Below are 21,139 nucleotides of genomic sequence, written 5' to 3'. Positions count from 1 at the left end.
AGGCATTCTGGTATTGTTCATTCTGCTTGTAATTATCGCGTGTGCCGGCTTCTGGTAAGCCGTTCCAACGCATCCCCTGACAGGCGGCTCGCTTCGGCGGGCTGCTTGTTTTTTTTGTTGCGGGCATTGGTGTAAACTAAGCTCATGATCTTTGAGGGAGGCGAAAGCGGCATGGAGTACGCGATTGTGGTGGAAGGAAAAAACGATAGAAGCCGGCTGCGGCGCGTGCTGGACGGCGGAGTCGACATTTATTGCACGTTCGGGACGCCGGGCACCGACCAGCTGGAGAAGCTGCGGCATGCGGTCGGCGACCGCCAAGTGTTCATTTTCACGGACAACGACTCCTCCGGCAAGAGAATTCGAGGCATGCTGCGCGACCTGTTCCCCGACGCCGAGCATATCTATACGAGAAGGGGATACGCAGGCGTCGAGAACACGCCGGAGGACTATTTGATCCAGCAATTAGAAAAAGCGGGACTCGATGCGCATATCGTGTATCCCGCGCAGAGTCCCGCTTCCGAATGGAGCAAAGATGATTTCTAGAGCAGCCTATTCACTTGGCTAACGATGTATTCGGGCGTAACGGCTTCGTCGTCGCTGCCGTTCATCCACTGGCGAATCTGGCCGTCCTGATCGACCAGCGTAATAATGTTGAAGTGAATGTAAGAATTATTCGCCTCGTCCTTCTTCACTCCGACCTCGAAATTCCGGGCGAGCTCGATGGTCGCTTCCTCTTCGCCGCGCAAGAAATGCCAGCCGTCGAATTCGGCGAACGTATTCCCCGCGAATTCTCTTATCGCCTCCGGCGTATCCCGTTCCGGGTCGAACGTAATGGAGATCAACTCGACTTCCTTGCCTAGCGTTCCTTCCTCCCGCAGCTTCTCCTGCACCTCGGAGAGCTTGAACGTCGTCGGAGGACAAACGTCTGGACAATTCGCGAAGTAGAAGTAGACGAGCCGTACCTTGCCGTTCGTCGATTCCAGCGAGACGGTATTGCCGTCGATGTCGCTCATCTCGAACGACGGTGCCGCCTGAAGGACCGGCAGCGGCTCGGCCGGCTTCCACACGTAAGTAAATAACAAATAAATCCCCATTGCCGCGCAAAGTGCAAGTACGGCAATTTTGAAGCTGTGTTTCTTAATGAATGCCATTCTGCATACACTCCCCTCGGACTAGGCTAAGCTCTAGCCGTATCCACGATCATAACGATAAAGACGATCATCAAATAATTGACGGAAATCAGAAAGTTCGTTTTGGCCCACTTCTCCGTGTCTTTGGCCGAGATGCCCGTCAGCGTGTGAATCAGCCATACGACGCTGAGCGCAAGCGAAATAATGAGGAAATATATTCCTGCGTAATCGAAGTAGTACATAAACCAAACCGTCGGAATAAGCAGCAGCACGTACGGAATCATCTGCAGCTTCGTTCGTTTGATGCCTTTCACAACGGGCAGCAGCGGAAAGCCGGCCTCCCGGTACTCTTCTACGCGACGTATGGCGAGCGACCAGAAATGCGCGGGCTGCCACAGGAACAGCAGGGCGAACAAGATCCATGCGCCGGCGTCGACTTGTCCGGTTACGGCGCAGTAGCCGATTACCGGCGGCATCGCTCCCGAGATTCCTCCGATCGAGGTACTCCAGGTCGAAGTGCGCTTCAGCCAAATCGTATAAATGACTATGTAAGCAAACCAGCCCAGAAGTCCCAGCCACCCCGTGATCGGGTGAACGAGGAGGAACAGGATCGCGATGCCCGCAACGCCCATGCTGAGCCCGTACGCGAGCACGGCGCCCGGCTTCATGCGGCCCATCGGCAGCGCGCGGTTCCGCGTGCGCTCCATCTTCTGATCCAGCTCTCTGTCCCAATAATTGTTCACGACCGTTGCGGAAGCCATCGTTAGCGTAGAACCGATCAACATCCATATGAGAAGAGGAATATCGAAATCCCACTTGGAAGCTACCCAGAAGCCGCCCAGCGCCGCGAATATGTTCAGACGAAGGAGCCGCGGTTTCGTTAATGCGATTAAATCCTTGAACACAAAACAAGCCTCCCGAGTTATGCGACGAGACGCGAGCAATGCCGCGCCTTCCATTCATTGATGAATCGAATCTAATCATACCGAAAAAAAGAAGATGTGACAACGTTCGCGCCCACTGTTCATATTTTCGACACTCAAAATGTGGCAATCAATTGTATTCGGTCAGGAACCATTCGAACGTCTGGGCAATACAATAACCATGTGGTGTAACGCCTATTAGATTTCGACGAATCGCGAAGGGAAGTGAGGCTCCCATCTATGGCCGTTATTAAAGCAAACACGGAGGACACAAGGATGCTCGCGAGGCTTATGCGCGCCGAAGCGGAAGGCGAAGGCCAGCTAGGCATGCTGATGGTTGGCAACGTAGGCGTCAACCGGGTTCGCGGCAACTGCCTCGATTTCAAAAACATACGCTCCATCCCGCAAATGGTGTATCAAAGCCCAGGCGGCTTCGAGGCGATACAGAAGAGCTACTTCTATCAGAGAGCGCGGGAGAGCGAGATCAGACTAGCAAAACGAGTCATTAACGGCGAAAGGCAGCATCCCGCCTCCAACGCGCTTTGGTTCTTCCGGCCGGCCGGAGGCTGTCCGGGGACTTGGTGGGATCAAACGAACAGCGGACGCTTCAAGGCCCACTGCTTCTACATCCCGACCGCAGGCGATTGCCCTTCCGTTTATTAGCTCCGCCTCATGGCGGTATATTTCACACGCATACGCGCGAAAGAGAGGATTAACAGCATGACGAATTATGGTTTCAGACAGGAATATCCAGGTCAACAAGCAGGCGGCTTCGGTGGAGGGTACTATCCATACGCTCACCCATACGGCGCCGGATCGACGGCTTCCATCTCCGCGTTGCCGACAGGCGGTCAAATGACAATGCCGACAAACGGCCAAATGACAATGCCGACAGACGGTCAAATGGCGGCGCCGATGGGTGGCCCAATGACAATGCCGACAGGCGGACAAATGCCTATGCCTATGCCTATGCCGATGGGCACCCCGGTGCAAGCTGCCAGCGCGGAAACGCCGCCTCCGGTGCCGAGCGGCTCGTTCATTACGCCGGGCGGCGGAAACATCGTAACGCTTCCAGCAGTAGAGGAATCATACGTAGAGAATATTTTGCGCCTGAACCGCGGCAAGCTCGCTACATTCTATATGACTTATGAGAACAACCGCGAATGGAACGCCAAAATATTCAAGGGCGTCATCGAAGCCGCTGGCCGCGACCATATCGTGATCAGCGATCCCGCGACGGGCATGCGCTTCCTGCTTCTGATGCTTAACCTGGACTATGTCACGTTCGACGGACCGATAAATTACGAATATCCGTTCAACGGCGAAGTCGTGACGCCCGGCACGCCTATCAACGGCTAATCCTAGCCGCTTCCCGGTAAGGAAACCGCAGGCTTGAAAGTCCACACGTGAAGCTTATCCGTCCCCCCTGCAATCCAGGGCGACAGCGCGGACCAGGAAGAATGCCCGCTTAGGCGTTCTTCCTTCACGCGCTCCGCCTCCTCTTCGGAAGGCGTCTGCCAAATCTCCACGAACAAGCCCGGTTGATCGGTTCCTTCATATAATTGGACAAGTCCGTTCTCGCCGGCTACCAATTTGTCCGCGAGAACTAGGAATTGTTCCCTGAATTCGGGCAGGATGCGATATTCCGCGAAGCAAACATGCATCTGGTTCGAGTCTCCTTCCATGCGCTTTGATAAAGTGGTGCTCCCGAGGCGATACTATCCCTAATCATGCGACCAGGGAGGCTAACACATCTTATGGATACTGGCACACATCTTGTTATGGGCATCGGACTTGCGGGTCTTGCGATGGTCGATCCCGTCGTTGCGGGGAGTCCCGCCGTCCACACCGCCGTTCTGATCGGCACCATTGCCGGTTCGCAAGCACCGGACCTGGACAATTTGCTTCGCCTGAGAGGCAATGCTTGTTATATCCGGAATCACAGAGGTTTGTCCCATTCGCTCCCGGCCATTCTGATCTGGACCGCCGCGATTACGGGTCTCCTGCAGCTCGTTTACCGAGGCAGTCTGCCATGGCTTCATGTGGGGGGCTGGGTGCTGCTCGCCGTATGCGTGCATGTGTTTACGGATCTGTTCAACACGTACGGGACGCAGGCCATGAGACCTTTCAACGAAAAATGGATTTCGTGGAACATTATCCACATCTTCGACCCCATCATCTTCACGTCCCATATTATCGCTATTTTACTTTGGGCGGGCGGAATCGTAAATCCCGCGAACCTGTTCCCCTTTCTGTACCTGCTCCTCGCCATCTACTTCGTATGGCGCACCTTCGCGGCCAAGCAGACGGTACGGCGGCTGACGTGGATGGACAAGCAGCATGAGCGGGGCGATTGGTATATCGCGATTCCAACGATATCGCTCTCGATCTGGAACATTGTCAAGCAATCGGCGGACGGAACGTTCCATATCGGCAATTTAAGAGGGGACAAGCTGCAATGGCTCGACAAGGCCAAATGCTCCACTCACGCAGCCGTTGAAAAATCCAAAAACGATCCGGCCATCCGTTCGTTTTTGTATTTCACAAGCTTCGCATGCGCGGACGTGAAGGAGCACAACTGGGGCTATGAGGTAAGGTGGTCCGATGTTCGTTACCGCCACCGCAAGCAATATCCCTTCGTCGGCGTACTCCTTATGAACAAGCAATTCGAGACGGTTGGCTCTTATGTCGGATGGCTCAGCGACGATCGCCTGATGAAGCGGCTGCGCATGGACACATATTGAAGCATTGACGGGATGTGCCTCTTCCTTCACAATGGGAAGGGGCTTTTATTCGGTTTCATCACTCTTGCCGACAATAGAGAAGACCCAAGGTTACCCTTGGGCCTGTACATCTTGTGTATAAAAAGCGATTAACGCAACCCGCCAGACAGCTGCTGCTCTGCAATTTGGACTAGCTTCTTTGTAATATAGCCGCCAAGCGAGCCAGCGTCGCGAGTGGATACGTTACCATAGTAACCGTCAGCGGGAACTTGTACACCAAGAGTCTGAGCTGCTTCCATCTTCAATTGTTCCAGTGCTTGCGTTGCTTGTGGGACCACAAGTTGGTTACTTCTTGCCATAGGATATTTCTCCTTTCGTCCTTTGCACTTTGTTGTGTTGCAAGCTTGCAAGGTTATTATGTGCATCGCTCATAAAAGTATGCTAGACCTTATAAAATATTTTCAAACCTTTTCGAAAACTACGGGGAGTGACGGGAATGTCCAAATCGCTATCTTTGTTTTTTGCTTGTTTGTCCGTGCTCTTCATGAGCGCGACAGCCATATCGATCGCCCATAACGGCTGGCTGGTGCTAGTATTCAGCATGTTGACCTTGCTTAGCATCGGCGCGGGCTTCATCACCAAGGCCAAGCTAAGAAGAAGAGGGAACAAAATCGATTAATCGACACCAGGCCGGTTTCCGCGACAGCGGAAGCCGGCCTTTTTTATGAAAAAATCGGAAATAGTCCTATAGTTTGTCCCATTCGCATATGGTATAGTATATAATGTTATCGTAATCATTACTAATAAGGAAGGTATTCGAATATGCGACAAACGATATTTCGATACGCAACGCCGCTGCTCGGTCTAGGATGCGCGATTATGCTGGCCCTGATTTTATGGAACAGAGAGCTGCCGGGCGCCATTTCGGCCCTGCTGCAATCCGTTCATATGCAATCGTTCAATTTACTGTTCATCGGCATTCTGCTTGAAGCTTTTCCGTTCATCCTGCTTGGCGTCCTGTTCTCCGCGCTATTGCAAGTGTTCGTGTCCGACGAGACGATTCGGAAATTCACGCCTCGCAATAAGGTGGCCGGCATTCTGTTCGGAGGGCTGCTTGGCGTTGTCTTTCCTTTATGCGAATGCGGGATGATCCCCGTTATCCGCCGGCTGATCCGCAAAGGGATGCCCGCCTACATAGGTATTACTTACTTGCTTGCCGGGCCCATCATCAATCCGATCGTATTCTCTTCCACTTATCTGGCGTTCCGCGCTTCACCAGAGATGGTATATGGACGAATGGCTTTAGCGCTTGCGGTTGCGATGACGATCGGCTTGTTATTCGCCAAATTCGCGAAGAACAGTCCGCTTCGCGCGGCATCCGCTCTCCATGATCATTCGGATCATCACGCGCCGGTATCGCGAGTTGGTAGAATCAAGAACAAATGGTCTTCAACGCTCGCTCACGCGTCCGACGAACTTTTTGACATGGGCAAATATTTAATATTCGGCGCTTTGCTTACGGCCGTCATCCAAACGTCGCTCGATCGGGAGTCCATCGCTTCGGTTGCCGACCAGCCGCTGATCGGCTACATGTTCATGATGGCTTTCGCCTTCCTATTATCGATATGCTCGACGTCCGACGCGTTTATCGCGGTCTCCTTTAACGGGCTTTTCCCGCCGGGGGCACTGCTTGCCTTCCTCGTCTTCGGCCCGATGGTCGATCTGAAGAATACGCTGATGATGCTCTCGACGTTCAAGCTTAAAGTCGTTCTGCTGCTTATCGCTCTCGCATTCGCTCTCACGCTGGGAGGATCCATGCTTGCGGAGGTGCTGATATGATCCATCATTTCATTCGAGCCGCGCTTCTTGCCGGCTTCGCCTTTATGATCGTTTATTTGTTCAACTCCGGACAGGCCGTGCTGTACATCGCGCCGCGCATGGAGCTGCTTGTCAAGCTTTCGGCGCTGGGGTTGTATGCGGCTGCCGTATACCAGATATTCGCAGCGCTCCGATCGAAATCCAAAGCAGGCTCGTCTGACCACGGAACCGATTGCGATTGCGGACACCATCATTCCAAGTCGCCGTTTAAAGGAACGGTCATGTACGGATTGTTTCTGCTCCCTCTGCTCACGATCCTCCTCGTTCCAACCAGCACGCTGGGAAGCGCGATGGCAGAGAAGAAGGGGATCAGCTTCACCGGCAGCGAGTCCGTTAACCGGGATGCAGGCGCAGCGGAACGGAGCAATTCGGATGGCGCGCCCGATGTCATCGAGCAGGAGCTGGACGCCTTGTTTCCTTACGACGAATATACGGTCGATCATGCCAAGCTCGGCAAAAAGCTGTACGGCGAAGAGCTGATTATCGTACCCGAGAAGCAATTCATCGAGACATTGACGACTCTCGACCTTTATCGCGACGCGCTAGCCGGCAAGGAGGTAGAAATCAGCGGCTTTGTATATCGCGAGGAGGAGATGGGCGAAGACCGCATCGCGGTGAGCCGCTTCGCGATGAACTGCTGCTCGGCCGACGCGCTCCCTTATGGCCTCGTGATTACATGGCCGAAAGCGGAACAATATAACGAGGACGAATGGATCAAGGTGAAAGGCGAGCTGACCGTGATCGAATATGACGGAAACTCCATCATTTCGCTTCAGGCTTCGAAGATCGAACGGATTGCCGCGCCGTCCACGCCGTACGTTTACCCCGATTTCGAATTCGGAACTTAACGGCACCAACAATATTGAAGCCGGCCCTCTCGAGGACCGGCTTTCTTCTTTCTAAGTTATGCGTTTCGTCTTTTGCTGAGCTCGCCCGATCGTTCCAGCAGTTCGTTCATGCTTTCGAGCGGCAATGGCTTGGAATAGTAGTAGCCTTGCGCTTTGTCGCAGCCTATATCGAGCAGAAGGTCCAGCTGCGCCTTCGTCTCCACGCCTTCCGCCACGATCTGCTTGTTCAAGTCGTGTCCCATGGACACGATCGTCTTGACGATGGACAAGCCTTCGTGATCGTTCTCCATATCGGTAATGAAGGAACGGTCGATCTTAATGACGGAGATCGGCAGCTGTCTGAGCACGCTGAGAGACGAGTAGCCGGTGCCGAAATCGTCCAGCGCGATATGAATGCCGAGCGCTACCAGCTCGTCCAGCATGTAGCGCGCCGCATGCAGCTTATCCACGACCATGCTCTCCGTAATTTCGAGACAGAGATGGGAGGGCTCGAGACCGCTTGATTGCAGGATCGACTGCACGTTTTTGACGAAATACGGCTCGTCCAGCTGTCTCGACGACACGTTGACGGATAAGACGAAATCGGTCCAGCCAAGGTCCTCCCAGCGCTTGCCTTGAACGCAGGCTTCATTAATAACCCACCGCCCGATTTCGTTGATTAGCCCGAGCTGTTCGGACAGCGTTATGAAGTCGCCGGGGAATACCATGCCAAGCTCTTCGGAGTTCCATCTGATTAACGCTTCCGCGCCAATCAGTCTGCCCGACTGGATATCGAACTGCGGCTGATAATGCAAGACCCATTCGTTTTTTTCGAGCGACCTGCGCAGATGCTTCTCCAAGCGGACATCTCTTTGCACCAATGCAATCATGTCATCCGTGTAGAGGCGGTACTGATTGCCCCCGTTGCGCTTGGCATTGTACATGGCGATATCAGCCTTCTTGATCAATACGTCGGACGAATCCCCGTCGTAAGGATATACGCTGATGCCGATGCTTCCGCCGAAATAGAAATCTTGGCCGAGCAGCGTAACCGGACGCTGGAAGGAGGCGAGAAGCTCCTCCGCCAAGCCGATAATGTCTTCGTATTCCTTGGCGTATTTGATCAGTACGATAAATTCGTCTCCGCCCAGCCTAGCGAGCAGATGCAGCTCGCCGATGGAATACAGCAGCCTCTCCGACACCTTGATCAGAGCCTCGTCCCCGGCCGAATGCCCAAGCGTATCATTCACCAGCTTGAACCGGTCCAGATCGATAAGCAGAACGCCGAGCATCCCTTGTTTGGGCCTTATATCCGCCAAGGAGCCTTCCAGCTCCGCATTGAATAAGTAACGGTTCGGCAGCTTCGTCAAAGCATCATGATGCGCCATATAATGGAAGGTCTGCTCTTCTTCCTTCTGTCTCGTTATATCCTTGATGACGGCGAGAACGCGCCATTCCTCGCCTTCCATCATAATTTCCGTATCCACGGCGACTTGTCTTGCGGCTTGGTAACGATTGACGATGGCAAACTCCCGGTTCGACCAATCCTCGTTCGGGAACAGCGTTTGGTATTCTTCGCGGAGCGGGTCCCGATTGATCTCCGGCACGAATTCCAGAAGGGAACGATTCTTCAACTCCTCATCCCGTTCGAAGCCGAATAAACGCAAGGCGCCTGGATTTACTTCCTTCAACTGCAAATGACGGTCCATGATAACGATCGCCGCCGGCGACAGCTGGTATAGCAGCTCGTACTTACGCTCCGCCGTCGGCAGGAAGTCATGATGCATGAACACGCGTAAAGCGACTCCCCACACGACTGCCGTCAGGTACAGTATCGATAGCGGAATAAAAAACAGCTTGGAGAAAGACGCGTATAAAGCCATGACCAGCACCGTCGACACGATATAAAAAACATTCGCTTTGAACAGCACCTCGTACCTGCTTCGTCCCGCGGAATGATTCGATTTGTGTAAGGCCCCTAAGCTCATGAGAAAATTCGCAGCGGCGCAGGAAGCCAGCATCGCCAGCACGATATACATACCGCCAGCCATTTCGGTTTGTTTCCACCCATGCTCGACGGTAACGCCCGTTACGAAATATCGCTCCCCCTTGAGCGCAAGCATTACAGCATAGAAGACGTAAGGGACCGCGCTGACGGCTAGCCATACTTTTTTCGGCCATTTGCGGTAATGTCTCGTAACCAGCACGTGCAGCAGCATCCCGCAGGTTGCCGCTGCCATCGCAGCAGGGTGCACGAGGTAGAGGGTGATTCGCTCCGCGTACTGCTCAGGCAGCATCTGCTCGAAGAAATGGAAGAACACCATCAGCGCAAGAGCAGCTGTCGTCAAGAAGGCAAGGCGGTTCTCCAAATGTCCAGGATTGCGCCGAATAATGACAAGCGCCGTGTCGGCAAGGACCAGTACAGGCACAATAAAGGATAACAGCATAACGATCGTAAGCGTCGAACTCATCGCTGGACACCCCCTTCCTTCTTGAAGAAATCGGAATATTGGACCCGGTTTTTGCCGTTTCGTTTCGCTTGGTACAGCGCGGTGTCGGCAATCCGGAACAGCGTGCTGGCATCCTTCTCATCCTCGGCCGCATGACAGCCAATGCTGACGGTAATCGTTCTCCCGTCAAGCTCAGGGAATAGCAAGCGTTCCGTTTGGGACCTCACGTCTTCAAGCGCGTCGGCAACTGCCTGGAAGGCTAAGCCCTTGAAAATAATCGTGAACTCTTCTCCTCCGTATCTCGAAGGGTGGACGCATTTGCTTTCGTGCGCCTTCAACAGCGCGCCTACCCTCCGCAGCACCAAATCGCCATTCGAATGGCCAAACGTGTCGTTAATGGACTTGAAATTGTCGATATCGATGACGGCCAAATGGATCGGCGCTGCCTGTTCGTCGTCGAGCACGCATCGCAGGCGCTCCTGAAACCTCTTGTGATTGTCCAGTCCCGTTAAAGAATCTTTGCAATAAGCTTCTTGAATCGCCAGCTGCTGAAGCCGGTGATTCCTTTCGTTCACGAGCGCTTCTTTCTCATCGGCGATGAGCTTGAGCCCCCGGTTTACGATACCAAGCGTTGCCACAGTCGCGCATACGATGATGCACACGCCGATCATTGTAGTTCTTATCGGCATCTCCAGAAGCTCATAATGATCAAAAGGCATAATGGTGACGAATGGCACGAGCGTCACTAGACTCGCATACAGCACCTTCGCATAATTGAAATGAAGGATGGACGCCACGATTGGCAGGATAAGAGCAATCAGCAGACCGAATGATTCCGAGTAATTAAAAAACAAAACGACGGTCGAGAAGCCTGCACCAATCGTTATCACGAGGTAATCCTGAATGACCGTTATTTTCTTATACAGCCATTCACCTATTACCATCATGCTGATTAAGAAGCCGAACTGCCAATAGATCTGATTCTTCATATAAGTATCTAAATAGTCCGGGTAATATTGCTTCACGAACGGCAGGAGCACGAGCATGGACAAGATGAGAATGACGGTAAGGCACCAGTAGGTCATCCGAATCCGATGATTCCATAACGACATGTGCATGGGCTTCCGAAACAAGCTACGCATAACTGGCTGCCTCCTCTCCATGCCGGCTGACGATCCTGTTTTTGCCGGACCGCTTCGCTTCATAGAGATAAGCGTCTGCTTGCTTGAACAGCTTGTCCTTATCCATGCCGGATCGATATTCCGCTAGACCCACGCTCATCGTCACATGATGTTCTCCTAATTCGGGGAAGGAGGCTTCCTCAAGCCGCATACGAACAAGGTCCAACAAAGCCACGGCTTCCTCCAAGCTTTTGCCCGTCAGCAGCACGACAAATTCTTCTCCGCCGTAACGGGCGGCGATATCCTCGTGCGAGATCGAATGTTTAAGGAGCGCTGCCGTTTTCATCAGGACGATATCGCCAACGTGATGCCCGTACGTATCGTTCACGTATTTGAAGTTATCGATATCGATCACGGCAAGCAGCAGCTTCATGCCATACCATTCATGCTGCTCCGTCAGCAATGACGCGTACTCTTGATAAGTTATGTGGTTATATAGTCCGGTCAAGTGATCGATTTTGGCGTCGTTCTCAACCGCGACGGAGTCGGCGAACGCTTCAAGCTCGGACAAGATCGCCCTTTCGAGCGAACGCTGGAGCTCTTCGCCTCTGGAGATGACCGCATATCCGATCATCGTCATCCCGATCGTAAAGGCGAAAATAATGATGATATCAACGAAATGGATTTGCTGCTTTAGCGAAGGAAAGCATTGCACGGCAACAAAAAAAGCGCCGGATGTGAAGAAGGTTGTAAACTGCAGGAGCCCCCGGTCGAAATAACAATAGGAAATGATAATCGGGATGCCGAGCGTAATATACATGCCGGTCTCTTGCTCGCTGTATGTCAGCATGATCAACAATGCAAAAGCGAAGCCGATGACGATAAGCAAATGTTCAAAGTACCGCCTCATCATCCGGATCAAGCATTCCGCGACTATGAGAGTTAGAAGAGAAGGAATAGCTACCGGCATCACGGAAGGAGACAGCTCGAAGCTGCTTCCGAACAAGCCGTCTCCCGATTGCCTCAGTAAATATACAACTTGGGAGAATAAGAGAATCATGGATATTAACAACCAGAAGGCCGTTAGGATCCATCGATTCCATGATTGATTATTGGCAAGCTGGGCTTTCATGTTCGTCACCACTTTGCAAGTAAATTCACCCATAAGCGCACGCAATGAAGGAGTAAAGTACTAAGAATTATTCCTAATTATAGTATGATGCACCATGCACCACAATCGTTTACAATTCCTTTTTTGGGTCTTACTGGCTATAATCCGACAAGATTTTCGCGTTAGTTACGAATACAAATTAGTCTTCGCTTACATTATTTCGACAAGATGAGAAGCCGAATGAAGAGAAGCTGCCTCTTTGTGGAATAGTAAAATCTAGCATCCGGGTAAAAGAATGAACCGCTATAAAGAAAACCGGCCGCTCTCTATGGCATGAGCGGCCGGTTTCAGTTCAAGATCTTCCAATATGACTATGAAAATTCCCGCAGTAACTGCTGGGGTTTGGCATTCGGTACATAACGGCTATTCCATGTGGCCATGTTGTAATTCGACTCGTACAGAACGCTGGCCGACCAGGAGTTTGTGCTCGGTTTGACGGAAAAGTCGTACAGGATTTCACCGTGCGTCCAATCCTTTCTGTACTTAAGGGCTTCAATCGCCATCTGACGGAAGGCTTGCACTTGCGACTGCGTCAGCCCCTTTCCGCTGACTTCGATCATGCCGTCCTTCGTCTCGATCGGATGATGCCTGAGGCCGAACTTCCCAACCGAATTGTTGCGGATATGAATCAGCACCGTGCCTGCGGTCGCATCCTTCAATTCGCCCTCCAACTGCCTGAATACAAAATCCACTTGCCTGGCCAGCGATACCGAATTAAAATCCATCTTTCGATTCCTCCTCGTTTTTTCGACAATCGATCGATTGTTCCGACAAATATCGTCTTTTTTTATGCTGTTAATTGTCTATTATGGTAGCATCCGCTATCTCAATGTTCACCGAAAAAATTATTGGTATTTTCCGAATTTATTATTGCGTTTTGAGACCTATTCGAATAAGCCTTTAGTCCTGTCGATTCTGCTATTTTATGGTTCGACAATTATAGACCGGTTTCGGCATCGGTGTTATAATATGGTTATTCTAATAAAAGGAGCGCTTACATAATGATTCAATGGTACTATTCGCAGTCGGTACGCAATAAATTATTGGTTACGACTTATTTGCTTTTAGCGCTATTTGCCATTGTTACCCTCTTAATGACAGCAATACTCGGCGGCAAAGTGCTCGCCGTTCTTATCGGAGCCGTGGTTCTCGCCATCGCGGCGTATCCCGCGGTTTCCTTCATCGAACGTTCCATAACGCAGTCCTTCAACGAAATATCGGGAGCAGCCTATCGCATCGCCAAAGGAGACTTCACGCAAAAAATCGACACATCCTCCAGCTCCAGCGCAGGAGAGCTCGGCCACTCGTTCAACAGCATGGTGGACAAGCTTCGCGAAATCTTGACGGAAACATCCAACATCATCAAGCATGTCGCAGACACCAGCCGAAGCATATTCGATAAGAACAACAACATTCAGACGGCTATGCAGCAAGTAGCAGCGTCGGCAAACGAGCTCGCTACAGGCTCCAACGAAATTTCGGAAGACGTTATGAATATGAGCGAATCGATCACGGAGATCGAGAAGAAGGTCGAGGCTTATGCCCATTCCACCAAGGAAATGAACGATAAGTCGAAGCAGACGATAGCGCTCGTCGACAAAGGCCGGGAAGCGCTGGAAGTGCAGGCCGAAGGCATGCAGAGAAACGTGGAGGCGACCTCCCAAGTTGCCGCTACAATTGAGGATTTGGCGCGCAAGGCGCAAGGTATCTCCGCCATCACGACCACGATCTCCGATATCGCGGAGCAGACGAACCTGCTGTCGCTTAACGCGTCGATCGAAGCGGCAAGAGCCGGGGAGCATGGCAGGGGCTTCGCGGTCGTCGCGCAGGAAGTGCGGAAGCTGGCGGAGGAATCGACGACCTCAACGAAGCAAGTATTCCATCTAGTGAAGAGCATTGATGAAGGCATTCAAGAAGTCATCAGCAATATGAAGGTGAACGAAGAAGTCGTCAAGCTTCAAACCGAGCATATTCGCCAATCGGAGCACGTGTTCAAAGAAATCGAACAAAGCGTCTCGTTTATTTCGGAGCAAATTTATACGTTTTCGCAAGAAAGCGACGCTATGCTTGAAAGCGCGCAAAAAATTTCTGCAGCGATTCAGAATATATCCGCCATTACGCAGCAGTCTGCTGCCGGCACCGAGCAGGTATCCGCTTCGATGAACGAACAGATCGCCTCCGTGCAAGCGGTCGTACAAGAAACGGAGCGCATGCTTACAATGGCAACCCAGCTTCAACGTACGATTCAAGTATTCAAAATGAAATAATCCCCATTCTTCAAGCCCGACAGCAATTGACGCTGTCGGGCTTTTCTTACCGTCATTTCCTCGGAAATATGTATGAACCTCCGTGCAGGCGGCACACTAATGCGTACAACACTTAAGCGGAATGGATGAAGCGATATGCGGAACCACGCCAAAACCTGTTTACAAACGATCCTGTTGCTCGCGCTGTGCCTTACCTGCTTCTCTCCTCACGCCTTCGGCAGTCCTAGCTCGCCGACATCCGTCGTCAATCCAGCGGCCAAACAGGCCCCTAAGAACAAAACGATTAAGCGGGCGGCTGCATCCAAAAAACAATCGCGCCCGAAAGCTGTGCGTGAGCGCAAAACAAAAAAACGTCCGGTTCGGCGTACCGCACGGCGTCAATCGGCTGTGATGTCCTGGGATACGTTGAAACGGAAATTCCCAAGCGTCTTTATGACAAACGGCGCCCGTGATCAAAAGAAAGTGGCGCTCACCTTCGACGATGCTCCGGATCCGAGATACACGCCTGCCATTCTGGATGTTCTGGCTCAATACGAGGTTTGCGCCACCTTTTTTGTCGTGGGAGACCGGGCTGCCAAGCATCCTGATCTTGTTGCCAGAATGATGCGGGAAGGCCATATTATTGGCAATCATTCCTTTAATCACGCTGTGTTCTCCACGCTAAGCATGTATCAATTCGAACAGCAAATATGGAAAACGGACGGCATTATCCAAAAAATCATCGGCGTGTCGCCTACCTTAATCAGACCGCCGTACGGGGATTTGCTTTCCAAGCAAGTATCGTGGGGAAAAGAAAATGGTTTTACCATCGTCAATTGGGATGTCGATTCGGAGGATTGGAAGAAAAACCCGAGCAGCGCGCGGGTTCTGGCCAATATAAAGAGGACTCTTCAGCCGGGCTCGATTGTTCTGCAGCATGCCGGCGGGGGAGAAGGGCAAGATCTATCCGGGACGATACAAGCCCTGCCGCTATTAATTGAGCAGCTGCAAAGCAATGGCTACGACTTGGTCACGCTGCCCGAGCTACTCGGGAAGGAACCCTACCGCTAGCAGGCTGGCGCGGCGTTCCTTTATTTCAAAATATAAGCTTTAACGTTTTGGATACCGAAGCTAAGCGCCTGCTGCCTGCTTCCCGGTACGAATATGTCCACTCGGTTCCCTTTTATTGCGCCTCCCGTATCCGAGGCGGTAGCAATAATGCCGATCTTGGGCAATCCGATGTAGTCATAACCAGTGATGTATAGCTTGGTGCCAAGGGGGATGACGTTCGGATCGACGGCTACCGTACCAATCTTCAGCTTGTTGCCGAAATAATCGACAGCCCCCCAGCCGCCATTCTCCGATGGGTCCGCAGAATAAGCCGTCGCTTGAAGATTGATCTGCTTCGTGAAGCTATAGTCGTATCCGCCCGGCCCTTGAACCAACATCGTTTCCGATTCGGCTGATGCCGCTTTCATCGTTACTACTGCTTCTTGCTTCGATTCGGCAGCTTCATCGCGGACCGGGATGGTCAGCCTTGTGCCGATTCGAAGATTTTGCGGATTTACGCCCTTATTCGCGTCTAAAATCGATTGAAGAGAAACCTTATACTGCCGTGACAACTTCCAAAACGTATCTGAAGCGGACACCGTATGTATTTTTGTTGCCGCATGTGCTGTTCCTGTACCTGCCGCTAACGCAACGGTAATGGCGATCGCCGCGCTCGCAAGGATTGACTTTCTCAAAACCAACTACCTCCTGGATGAAATAAAGATGGCAGAACGTCAAGCTTAGCGCTTAACGTTCTGCTTGGTGCAATGCCTTCTTATTAGCCGATAAACATTTGAACCCATTCGCCGTTCACGTAGCCGACTCCGATTTTCGTGAAGTTCGGGCTAACGATATTCGCGCGGTGACCCGGGCTGTTCATCCAGTCGGACATGACGCGTGCCGCTGTCGGTTGACCGGATGCAATGTTCTCGCCTGCGTAAGAGTATTTCACACCAAAGGATTTCATCATATCGAACGGCGAACCGTACGTTGGAGAAGTATGGCTGAAGTAATTGTTTACGTCCATATCTCTTGCTTTTTCCGTTGCAACTTTGTTAAGCAGCGTGTCCATTTGCAAGGCAGGAAGTCCAAGCTTGGCGCGCTCTTGGTTAACCAGCGTTACGACTTGCTGCTGGATTGTCGACGCTGCCGGAGCAGTCGTCGTTGGCGCCGGCGTCGCTGTCGGCTTCGCCGTTGGAGCTGGTGTCGCTGTCGGCTTTGCCGTCGGTGCCGGCGTTGCTGTCGGCTTCGCCGTCGGTGCCGGCGTTACTGTCGGCTTCGCCGTCGGTGCCGGCGTTACTGTCGGCTTCGCCGTTGGCGCAGGCGTCGGCCAGTTAATCGTTATGCCGTTAAAGTTGAAGTTGAGCTTGCTAAGGTCGATGCCATATTTTTGAGCGATCTGATTCAGCGTTGTGTAATTCAAGTACTGGGTATTCGTAATAATGCGGATTTCAGACGCCGCATCCGCCTTCGGAGCTGCGAGGCCCGTGCCGATCATTGTTGCCGCAATTATGCTTGCTACGCCAATGCGCAATGGTTGCAATTTCATTATTCGTTTCCCCCTAAGCTAGGATTTATTGTTCGGTCTCTCCCGACGCCACTAATCTTAGCATGGGGGTATGCTCGTTTCATGACGCAAAACTTTCCAATTCCATCGGAATCAGCCCCAAAGTTGCGCCATTGCTGCATTATGAGAATCTACTCATCCGCCTATCACCCGTCTTTTAAGAGAAATAGAAAGCAAAAACAGCCTCCCGAACCCATGGTTCTCCATGGGCCGGAAGGCTGTTGCTCGAAGTATTAATTAGCCGTTAACAGTTACGAACTTACCGGTTTCTTGCGATTCGAACGCGCAAAGGATAACCTTCAAGGAAGCGCGTCCTTCTTCGCCGGAGATCGCCGGCGTCTTGTCGTTCAGGATGCTGTCCAGGAAGGCGTCGACTACGCCGCTCGACTCTTGCTTCTCGTTAGTCGAGATGGCTCCTACTTTATGTTTCTCAACCGTGCCGTTGCGAAGCTCGACGATAACTTGATCGTCAGGATGCGTGCCGATCTTCATTACGCCGTTCTCACACCAGAGGATTGTGCTGTTGTCTTCGCCTTTATAGTAAGTCCAGCTAGCGACAAGCGTTCCGATCGCGCCGCCCTTCATGCGAAGAATGCAGGACGCGTTATCGTCCACTTGCGTTCCTTCTTTGTGCAGCGTGCCTACAAACGCGCCGATCTCTGCTACTTCGTCGTTCAGCATCCAACGGATCAAGTCGGATTTATGTACGCCGAGGTCGCCCATCGCGCCCATAAGCGCTTCTTCCTTGCGGAAGAACCAGCTGCTTGCTCCGTCAATGCTCCATGCGTCCGGACCTGGATGGCCGAAGGATGTACGGAACGTCAATACTTTGCCAAGTACGCCCGACTCAAGAATTTGTTTTGCTTTGACATGCGGCGGCATCAGGCGTTGGTTATGTCCAACCATGAGGCGTACGCCGTTGTCGCTCGCGGCTTGAATCATAGCTTCCGCTTCCGCGTCGGTCACGGCCATCGGCTTCTCTACAAGAACATGCGCGCCGGCTTTGGCAGCGGCAATGGACATCGAAGCATGCAGGGCGTTAGGCGTACATACGCTTACCGCGTCCGGCTTCACTTCGGCCAGCATGGTTTCGTAATCGGCGAACGCTTTGGCGCCGAATTGATCGGCATAATGCTGAGCGCGCTCGATAACCGGGTCGACGAATGCGACCAGCTCAACGTTTGGATGTGCCGCATATTCCGGGATATGGCGATATTTCGAGATGGATCCGCATCCGATTACTGCTACGCGTACTTTAGACATTTGAATAGTTCCCCCGCTTTATTAAAATTTGTTCAAATAGTTTGCTTTTACCCATTCCATGCTCGTCGCAACCGACTCGAGCGGCGGATTCGCGCAGGTGTCCTGCTCAACGATCAGCCATTCGACGGAAGCTTCGGAAGCCGTTTCGATGATCGCGTTCAGAGGCAGATCGCCTCTTCCCAGCTCAACCGTATCGATTTGCTTGCCTTTTTCTCCGCCACGGTAATCCTTCAGGTGAAGAAGCGGCAATCTTCCTGCATATTTACGAATGTAGGCAAGCGGATCAACGCCCGAATATTGAACCCAACCGATATCCATTTCCACTTGCAGCTTTTCCGGAGTAATCCGTTCGTAAAGCGCATCGAATACGATTTGGCCGTCAATCTCCACTTCGAATTCAAAATCGTGATTATGGTAGCAGAACACGATGCCCTCTTCGGCAAAACGAGCGCCGTACTTCTCGAAATTGACGAGATGGGTACGCCAAGCCTCCGTGTCGCGCGCTTCAACCGGCAGCCATGGGCAGATCGCGTATTTTGCTCCGATTGTTTTCAGGTAAGCGATTTCATTGTCGAGATTATTCTCCAGCAGGTGAAGTCCAATGTGGCTTCCGATCGCTTTAAGCCCCAGCTCCTGAAGCAAATCGCGCATGCGCTCTGCCGGAATGTCGCCGTAACCCGCGAATTCGACGCCTTCGTAGCCCAACGCGGCGACTTGGCGCAGCGTACCTTCGAAATCTTGCGCTGTCGCGTCACGAAGCGTGTACATTTGCAAACCAATGCTCATTCTTTTCATTGCCGCTTCACTCCTTCGTATCGGTTGATCATAAATGTATAATTTTGCTCTTCCTGTTCCATTATATCGACCGCTATCTAACGAAAACAGCTGTATTATTAGCTTCTTTTTATGCGATTTTGCTATTTCCCTTTCTCCCATCGTCCCGCCACTCTTACAGGGTGCTCCATGTGCATAATCCTCATACCCTTGCAAATTGTTCCTTATTGAGTATACTAATTACAACTAACAGACGTTACATATAGGCGCCGACATGAAATGATGACAACTTTGTAACCTAATGCTCAATTTTTTTTAAGACTTATTTAATATTTATGCGTTAAAATGGGGTTAGAAAATTAATCCTTCGCAGGATGGAGGTTTTCATAATGAAAACAATGCTAATCTTTCAGAATAAAACAATTCCCGTTTACTTAACCGATACAAACAAGCAAGCGATAGATAAGCTGACAACGGTGCTGAACCGTAAGCTCACCACGGGCAAAAACGCTCTGAAAAAGTGTATCGCTTCCTTAATCAGCGTCGAAATAATCGGCAGCGAAGCTACGCTTCATTCTTATTACGAAAGAGACACCCTTACGATTTCCCTCTATTAAAAAAAAAAAACGCCCTCCCGTTGCGCCATAAGGTGCAGAGGAGGGCGTTTTTTTGCTTTGGTTAACTTGGAGCTAGCCGCGTTTCTTTGCCCCGATTGCCGAACACGAACAACGCGGTGCCGATCCACCCGCAGATAGACGCGGCTATTAGAAGAGAGCTGATCGAAACCTCGGACGTAAGCGTAGATCCCAATAGCGGACCGAGCGTGCCCCGCACCCCGAACAGCATCAGATGAATGCCGAAAACCATCGCTTCCCGGCCCGGCACAAGCCGGAATATAAATGACAGGATGCCGATATCCCATATCGCCTCGCCTATGCCTTGTATCGCGTTTCCTAGAATGACCGCCGGATAAGTCCCCCAGATGCCGTATAACATCGGAACGACCGCATAAGCGCCAATGCCGACCATCAGCACATATTTAATTGGATAACGGTCGATCATTCGGCCCGCAACCCAGAACGTAAGCAGCAAGGCCGTAAAATAAGCCACCCTTGCAAGGCCGATCTGGATGTTGGACAGCTCCAGGACGTCAACCTGTATGATCTGATATAACGGGCTTGCCAGCATGTTGCCAAAGCCGGCGAATGTAGTGGCCGCCAGAAAAACGGCCAAAATCTTGTTCGAGGAGACGAGCTCCAGCTGCTCCTTGAACGCGAACTTCCGTTTCCTCTGCGCCGGTTCGGAGTCAGCTTCCTTTACGGGGAGCGAGGTGCGTTCCACCTTTTTGGACAGCTTTAACGTATTAAATAGTCCGATGGATAGAAAACCGGCGATCGAAGCGGCGATTAACGGTCCCGACGGACCAAACGCCTCCGACCAGCTGCCAACGGCGTAAGCGAGCGGGATCATCAGAATCCCCATCGCTACCCGCACATACCCCATCAGCCGGCCTCTTATATCCGTTGGATACATACGGGATACGAGCGAAGCATAGGCCGGCGCTTGAATCCCCATCAGCATCTGGAACGCCAATGCGGTGACCACATAAACGGCCGGATCGGGAAAAAAGGCGGGGAACAGCAGCAACAGCCTGCCGAGCGCGTTAGGAATAATCATAAAAGGCTTCGGATTGGAGGACTTCTCAATCCATGCGGCCCATAACGGGGAGAAGATCAATCCGACCGCCGGAGCAGCGGTCAGCAGACCTACCTGCAGGTGGCTGGCTCCCTGTTGAATGGCAAACGCCACATAAAATTGGTTCATGACGACGTTAAATAAACCGAACAAGCAAGTTGCCCAAAGATCGATGCGCGCGTTTCGCCACACCCTCGCCGTCATGGGCATACCGAATTTCACGAGATGAGCATTTGATTTCGTCACGCGTGCCATAAGATGATCGATACCTTCTTCGCTAGGATGTTAGAACGGTTTCTCTTCCCGATTCATTCGATTGGA

Annotated in this window: 23 protein-coding genes; 10 read left to right on the top strand and 13 right to left on the bottom strand. The window is 51.9% G+C overall.

Annotated features, from left to right (window positions below; translation table 11 throughout):
- The first annotated feature begins 171 nt into the window (after positions 1–171).
- A complete protein-coding gene (locus NQZ67_RS20065; protein ID WP_257449366.1) occupies positions 172–543 on the top strand; it encodes a ribonuclease M5 in 372 nt (123 codons plus the stop codon).
- On the opposite strand, the gene NQZ67_RS20060 is transcribed toward NQZ67_RS20065, so the two are convergent.
- The gene (locus tag NQZ67_RS20060; RefSeq protein ID WP_257449364.1) at positions 540–1,151 is read right to left on the bottom strand and encodes an SCO family protein; all 612 of its coding nucleotides are present in this window, start codon (positions 1,149–1,151) and stop codon (positions 540–542) included. The genes NQZ67_RS20065 and NQZ67_RS20060 overlap by 4 nt on opposite strands.
- Positions 1,152–1,177: 26 nt before the next feature.
- Positions 1,178–2,089: a heme o synthase gene (cyoE, locus tag NQZ67_RS20055; protein WP_257449362.1), complete on the bottom strand. Its 912-nt coding sequence runs from the start codon at positions 2,087–2,089 to the stop codon at positions 1,178–1,180.
- Positions 2,090–2,293: 204 nt separating this feature from the next.
- Here cyoE and NQZ67_RS20050 point away from each other — a divergent pair, with 204 nt between their 5' ends.
- Both NQZ67_RS20050 and gerQ read left to right on the top strand, forming a co-directional pair.
- The gene (locus tag NQZ67_RS20050) at positions 2,294–2,716 is read left to right on the top strand and encodes a cell wall hydrolase (RefSeq protein ID WP_257449360.1); all 423 of its coding nucleotides are present in this window, start codon (positions 2,294–2,296) and stop codon (positions 2,714–2,716) included.
- Positions 2,717–2,773: 57 nt separating this feature from the next.
- Positions 2,774–3,412 (top strand): spore coat protein GerQ, encoded by a 639-nt coding sequence (gene gerQ / locus NQZ67_RS30400; protein WP_306812970.1) that lies wholly within the window; start codon positions 2,774–2,776, stop codon positions 3,410–3,412.
- 2 nt (positions 3,413–3,414) lie between these two features.
- Here the strand turns inward: gerQ and NQZ67_RS20040 are convergent, their stop codons facing one another.
- Positions 3,415–3,717 carry a hypothetical protein gene (locus tag NQZ67_RS20040; RefSeq protein WP_257449358.1) on the bottom strand — a complete coding sequence of 101 codons (303 nt, stop codon included), beginning with the start codon at positions 3,715–3,717 and terminating at the stop codon, positions 3,415–3,417.
- Between the two features lie 93 nt (positions 3,718–3,810).
- Between NQZ67_RS20040 and NQZ67_RS20035 the strand changes: the two genes are divergently transcribed.
- Entirely contained in the window at positions 3,811–4,797 is a 987-nt protein-coding gene (locus NQZ67_RS20035; protein ID WP_257449356.1) for a metal-dependent hydrolase, read from the top strand.
- A gap of 128 nt (positions 4,798–4,925) precedes the next feature.
- Here the strand turns inward: NQZ67_RS20035 and NQZ67_RS20030 are convergent, their stop codons facing one another.
- Positions 4,926–5,135 (bottom strand): alpha/beta-type small acid-soluble spore protein, encoded by a 210-nt coding sequence (locus tag NQZ67_RS20030; protein WP_257449354.1) that lies wholly within the window; start codon positions 5,133–5,135, stop codon positions 4,926–4,928.
- Between the two features lie 137 nt (positions 5,136–5,272).
- On the opposite strand from NQZ67_RS20030, the gene NQZ67_RS20025 reads away from it, so the two are divergent.
- The 3 genes from NQZ67_RS20025 (at position 5,273) to NQZ67_RS20015 (ending at position 7,502) form a co-directional block, all read left to right on the top strand.
- Complete coding sequence (locus tag NQZ67_RS20025) at positions 5,273–5,455, top strand: DUF5325 family protein (protein WP_257449352.1); 183 nt, start codon at positions 5,273–5,275, stop codon at positions 5,453–5,455.
- Positions 5,456–5,598: 143 nt separating this feature from the next.
- Positions 5,599–6,615 carry a permease gene (locus NQZ67_RS20020; protein WP_257449349.1) on the top strand — a complete coding sequence of 339 codons (1,017 nt, stop codon included), beginning with the start codon at positions 5,599–5,601 and terminating at the stop codon, positions 6,613–6,615.
- Positions 6,612–7,502: a TIGR03943 family putative permease subunit gene (locus NQZ67_RS20015; RefSeq protein ID WP_257449347.1), complete on the top strand. Its 891-nt coding sequence runs from the start codon at positions 6,612–6,614 to the stop codon at positions 7,500–7,502. Before NQZ67_RS20020 ends, NQZ67_RS20015 begins: the two co-directional genes overlap by 4 nt.
- 56 nt (positions 7,503–7,558) lie before the next feature.
- Here NQZ67_RS20015 and NQZ67_RS20010 read toward each other — a convergent pair whose 3' ends face one another.
- The 4 genes from NQZ67_RS20010 to NQZ67_RS19995 all read right to left on the bottom strand — a co-directional run bounded on the left by NQZ67_RS20010 (position 7,559) and on the right by NQZ67_RS19995 (position 12,948).
- Positions 7,559–9,952: a putative bifunctional diguanylate cyclase/phosphodiesterase gene (locus tag NQZ67_RS20010; RefSeq protein WP_257449345.1), complete on the bottom strand. Its 2,394-nt coding sequence runs from the start codon at positions 9,950–9,952 to the stop codon at positions 7,559–7,561.
- Entirely contained in the window at positions 9,949–11,073 is a 1,125-nt protein-coding gene (locus NQZ67_RS20005) for a GGDEF domain-containing protein (RefSeq protein WP_257449344.1), read from the bottom strand. Before NQZ67_RS20005 ends, NQZ67_RS20010 begins: the two co-directional genes overlap by 4 nt.
- Positions 11,066–12,184, bottom strand: coding sequence for a GGDEF domain-containing protein (locus NQZ67_RS20000; protein WP_257449342.1), 1,119 nt, complete (start codon positions 12,182–12,184; stop codon positions 11,066–11,068). The genes NQZ67_RS20005 and NQZ67_RS20000 overlap by 8 nt, the downstream gene beginning before the upstream one ends.
- A gap of 350 nt (positions 12,185–12,534) precedes the next feature.
- A complete protein-coding gene (locus NQZ67_RS19995; RefSeq protein WP_257449339.1) occupies positions 12,535–12,948 on the bottom strand; it encodes an O-methyltransferase in 414 nt (137 codons plus the stop codon).
- A 276-nt stretch (positions 12,949–13,224) separates the two neighbouring features.
- Here NQZ67_RS19995 and NQZ67_RS19990 point away from each other — a divergent pair, with 276 nt between their 5' ends.
- Together NQZ67_RS19990 and NQZ67_RS19985 are read left to right on the top strand one after the other, a co-directional pair.
- Complete coding sequence (locus NQZ67_RS19990; RefSeq protein WP_257449337.1) at positions 13,225–14,490, top strand: methyl-accepting chemotaxis protein; 1,266 nt, start codon at positions 13,225–13,227, stop codon at positions 14,488–14,490.
- Positions 14,491–14,880: 390 nt separating this feature from the next.
- The gene (locus tag NQZ67_RS19985) at positions 14,881–15,540 is read left to right on the top strand and encodes a polysaccharide deacetylase family protein (protein WP_257449335.1); all 660 of its coding nucleotides are present in this window, start codon (positions 14,881–14,883) and stop codon (positions 15,538–15,540) included.
- A 20-nt stretch (positions 15,541–15,560) separates the two neighbouring features.
- On the opposite strand, the gene NQZ67_RS19980 is transcribed toward NQZ67_RS19985, so the two are convergent.
- From NQZ67_RS19980 to NQZ67_RS19965, 4 genes are all read right to left on the bottom strand, one after another.
- Positions 15,561–16,214 carry a 3D domain-containing protein gene (locus tag NQZ67_RS19980; protein ID WP_257449334.1) on the bottom strand — a complete coding sequence of 218 codons (654 nt, stop codon included), beginning with the start codon at positions 16,212–16,214 and terminating at the stop codon, positions 15,561–15,563.
- Positions 16,215–16,297: 83 nt separating this feature from the next.
- Entirely contained in the window at positions 16,298–17,068 is a 771-nt protein-coding gene (locus tag NQZ67_RS19975) for a CAP domain-containing protein (protein ID WP_257449333.1), read from the bottom strand.
- A 255-nt stretch (positions 17,069–17,323) separates the two neighbouring features.
- Complete coding sequence (locus tag NQZ67_RS19970; RefSeq protein ID WP_257449332.1) at positions 17,324–18,349, bottom strand: Gfo/Idh/MocA family protein; 1,026 nt, start codon at positions 18,347–18,349, stop codon at positions 17,324–17,326.
- A gap of 21 nt (positions 18,350–18,370) precedes the next feature.
- Positions 18,371–19,144 carry a sugar phosphate isomerase/epimerase family protein gene (locus NQZ67_RS19965; protein ID WP_257449331.1) on the bottom strand — a complete coding sequence of 258 codons (774 nt, stop codon included), beginning with the start codon at positions 19,142–19,144 and terminating at the stop codon, positions 18,371–18,373.
- 368 nt (positions 19,145–19,512) lie between these two features.
- Between NQZ67_RS19965 and NQZ67_RS19960 the strand changes: the two genes are divergently transcribed.
- A complete protein-coding gene (locus tag NQZ67_RS19960) occupies positions 19,513–19,740 on the top strand; it encodes a 3-dehydroquinate dehydratase (RefSeq protein WP_257449330.1) in 228 nt (75 codons plus the stop codon).
- Between the two features lie 61 nt (positions 19,741–19,801).
- Here NQZ67_RS19960 and NQZ67_RS19955 read toward each other — a convergent pair whose 3' ends face one another.
- On the bottom strand, positions 19,802–21,073 hold the full coding sequence (locus NQZ67_RS19955) for an MFS transporter (RefSeq protein WP_257449329.1): 1,272 nt from the start codon (positions 21,071–21,073) through the stop codon (positions 19,802–19,804).
- Positions 21,074–21,139 lie beyond the last annotated feature (66 nt).

The sequence above is a fragment of the Paenibacillus soyae genome (genome assembly GCF_024623455.1).
In the GTDB taxonomy this organism is placed as follows: domain Bacteria; phylum Bacillota; class Bacilli; order Paenibacillales; family Paenibacillaceae; genus Pristimantibacillus; species Pristimantibacillus soyae.
Note: the sequence above shows the minus strand (reverse complement) of the source record. Positions and strands in the feature narration are given on the sequence as shown.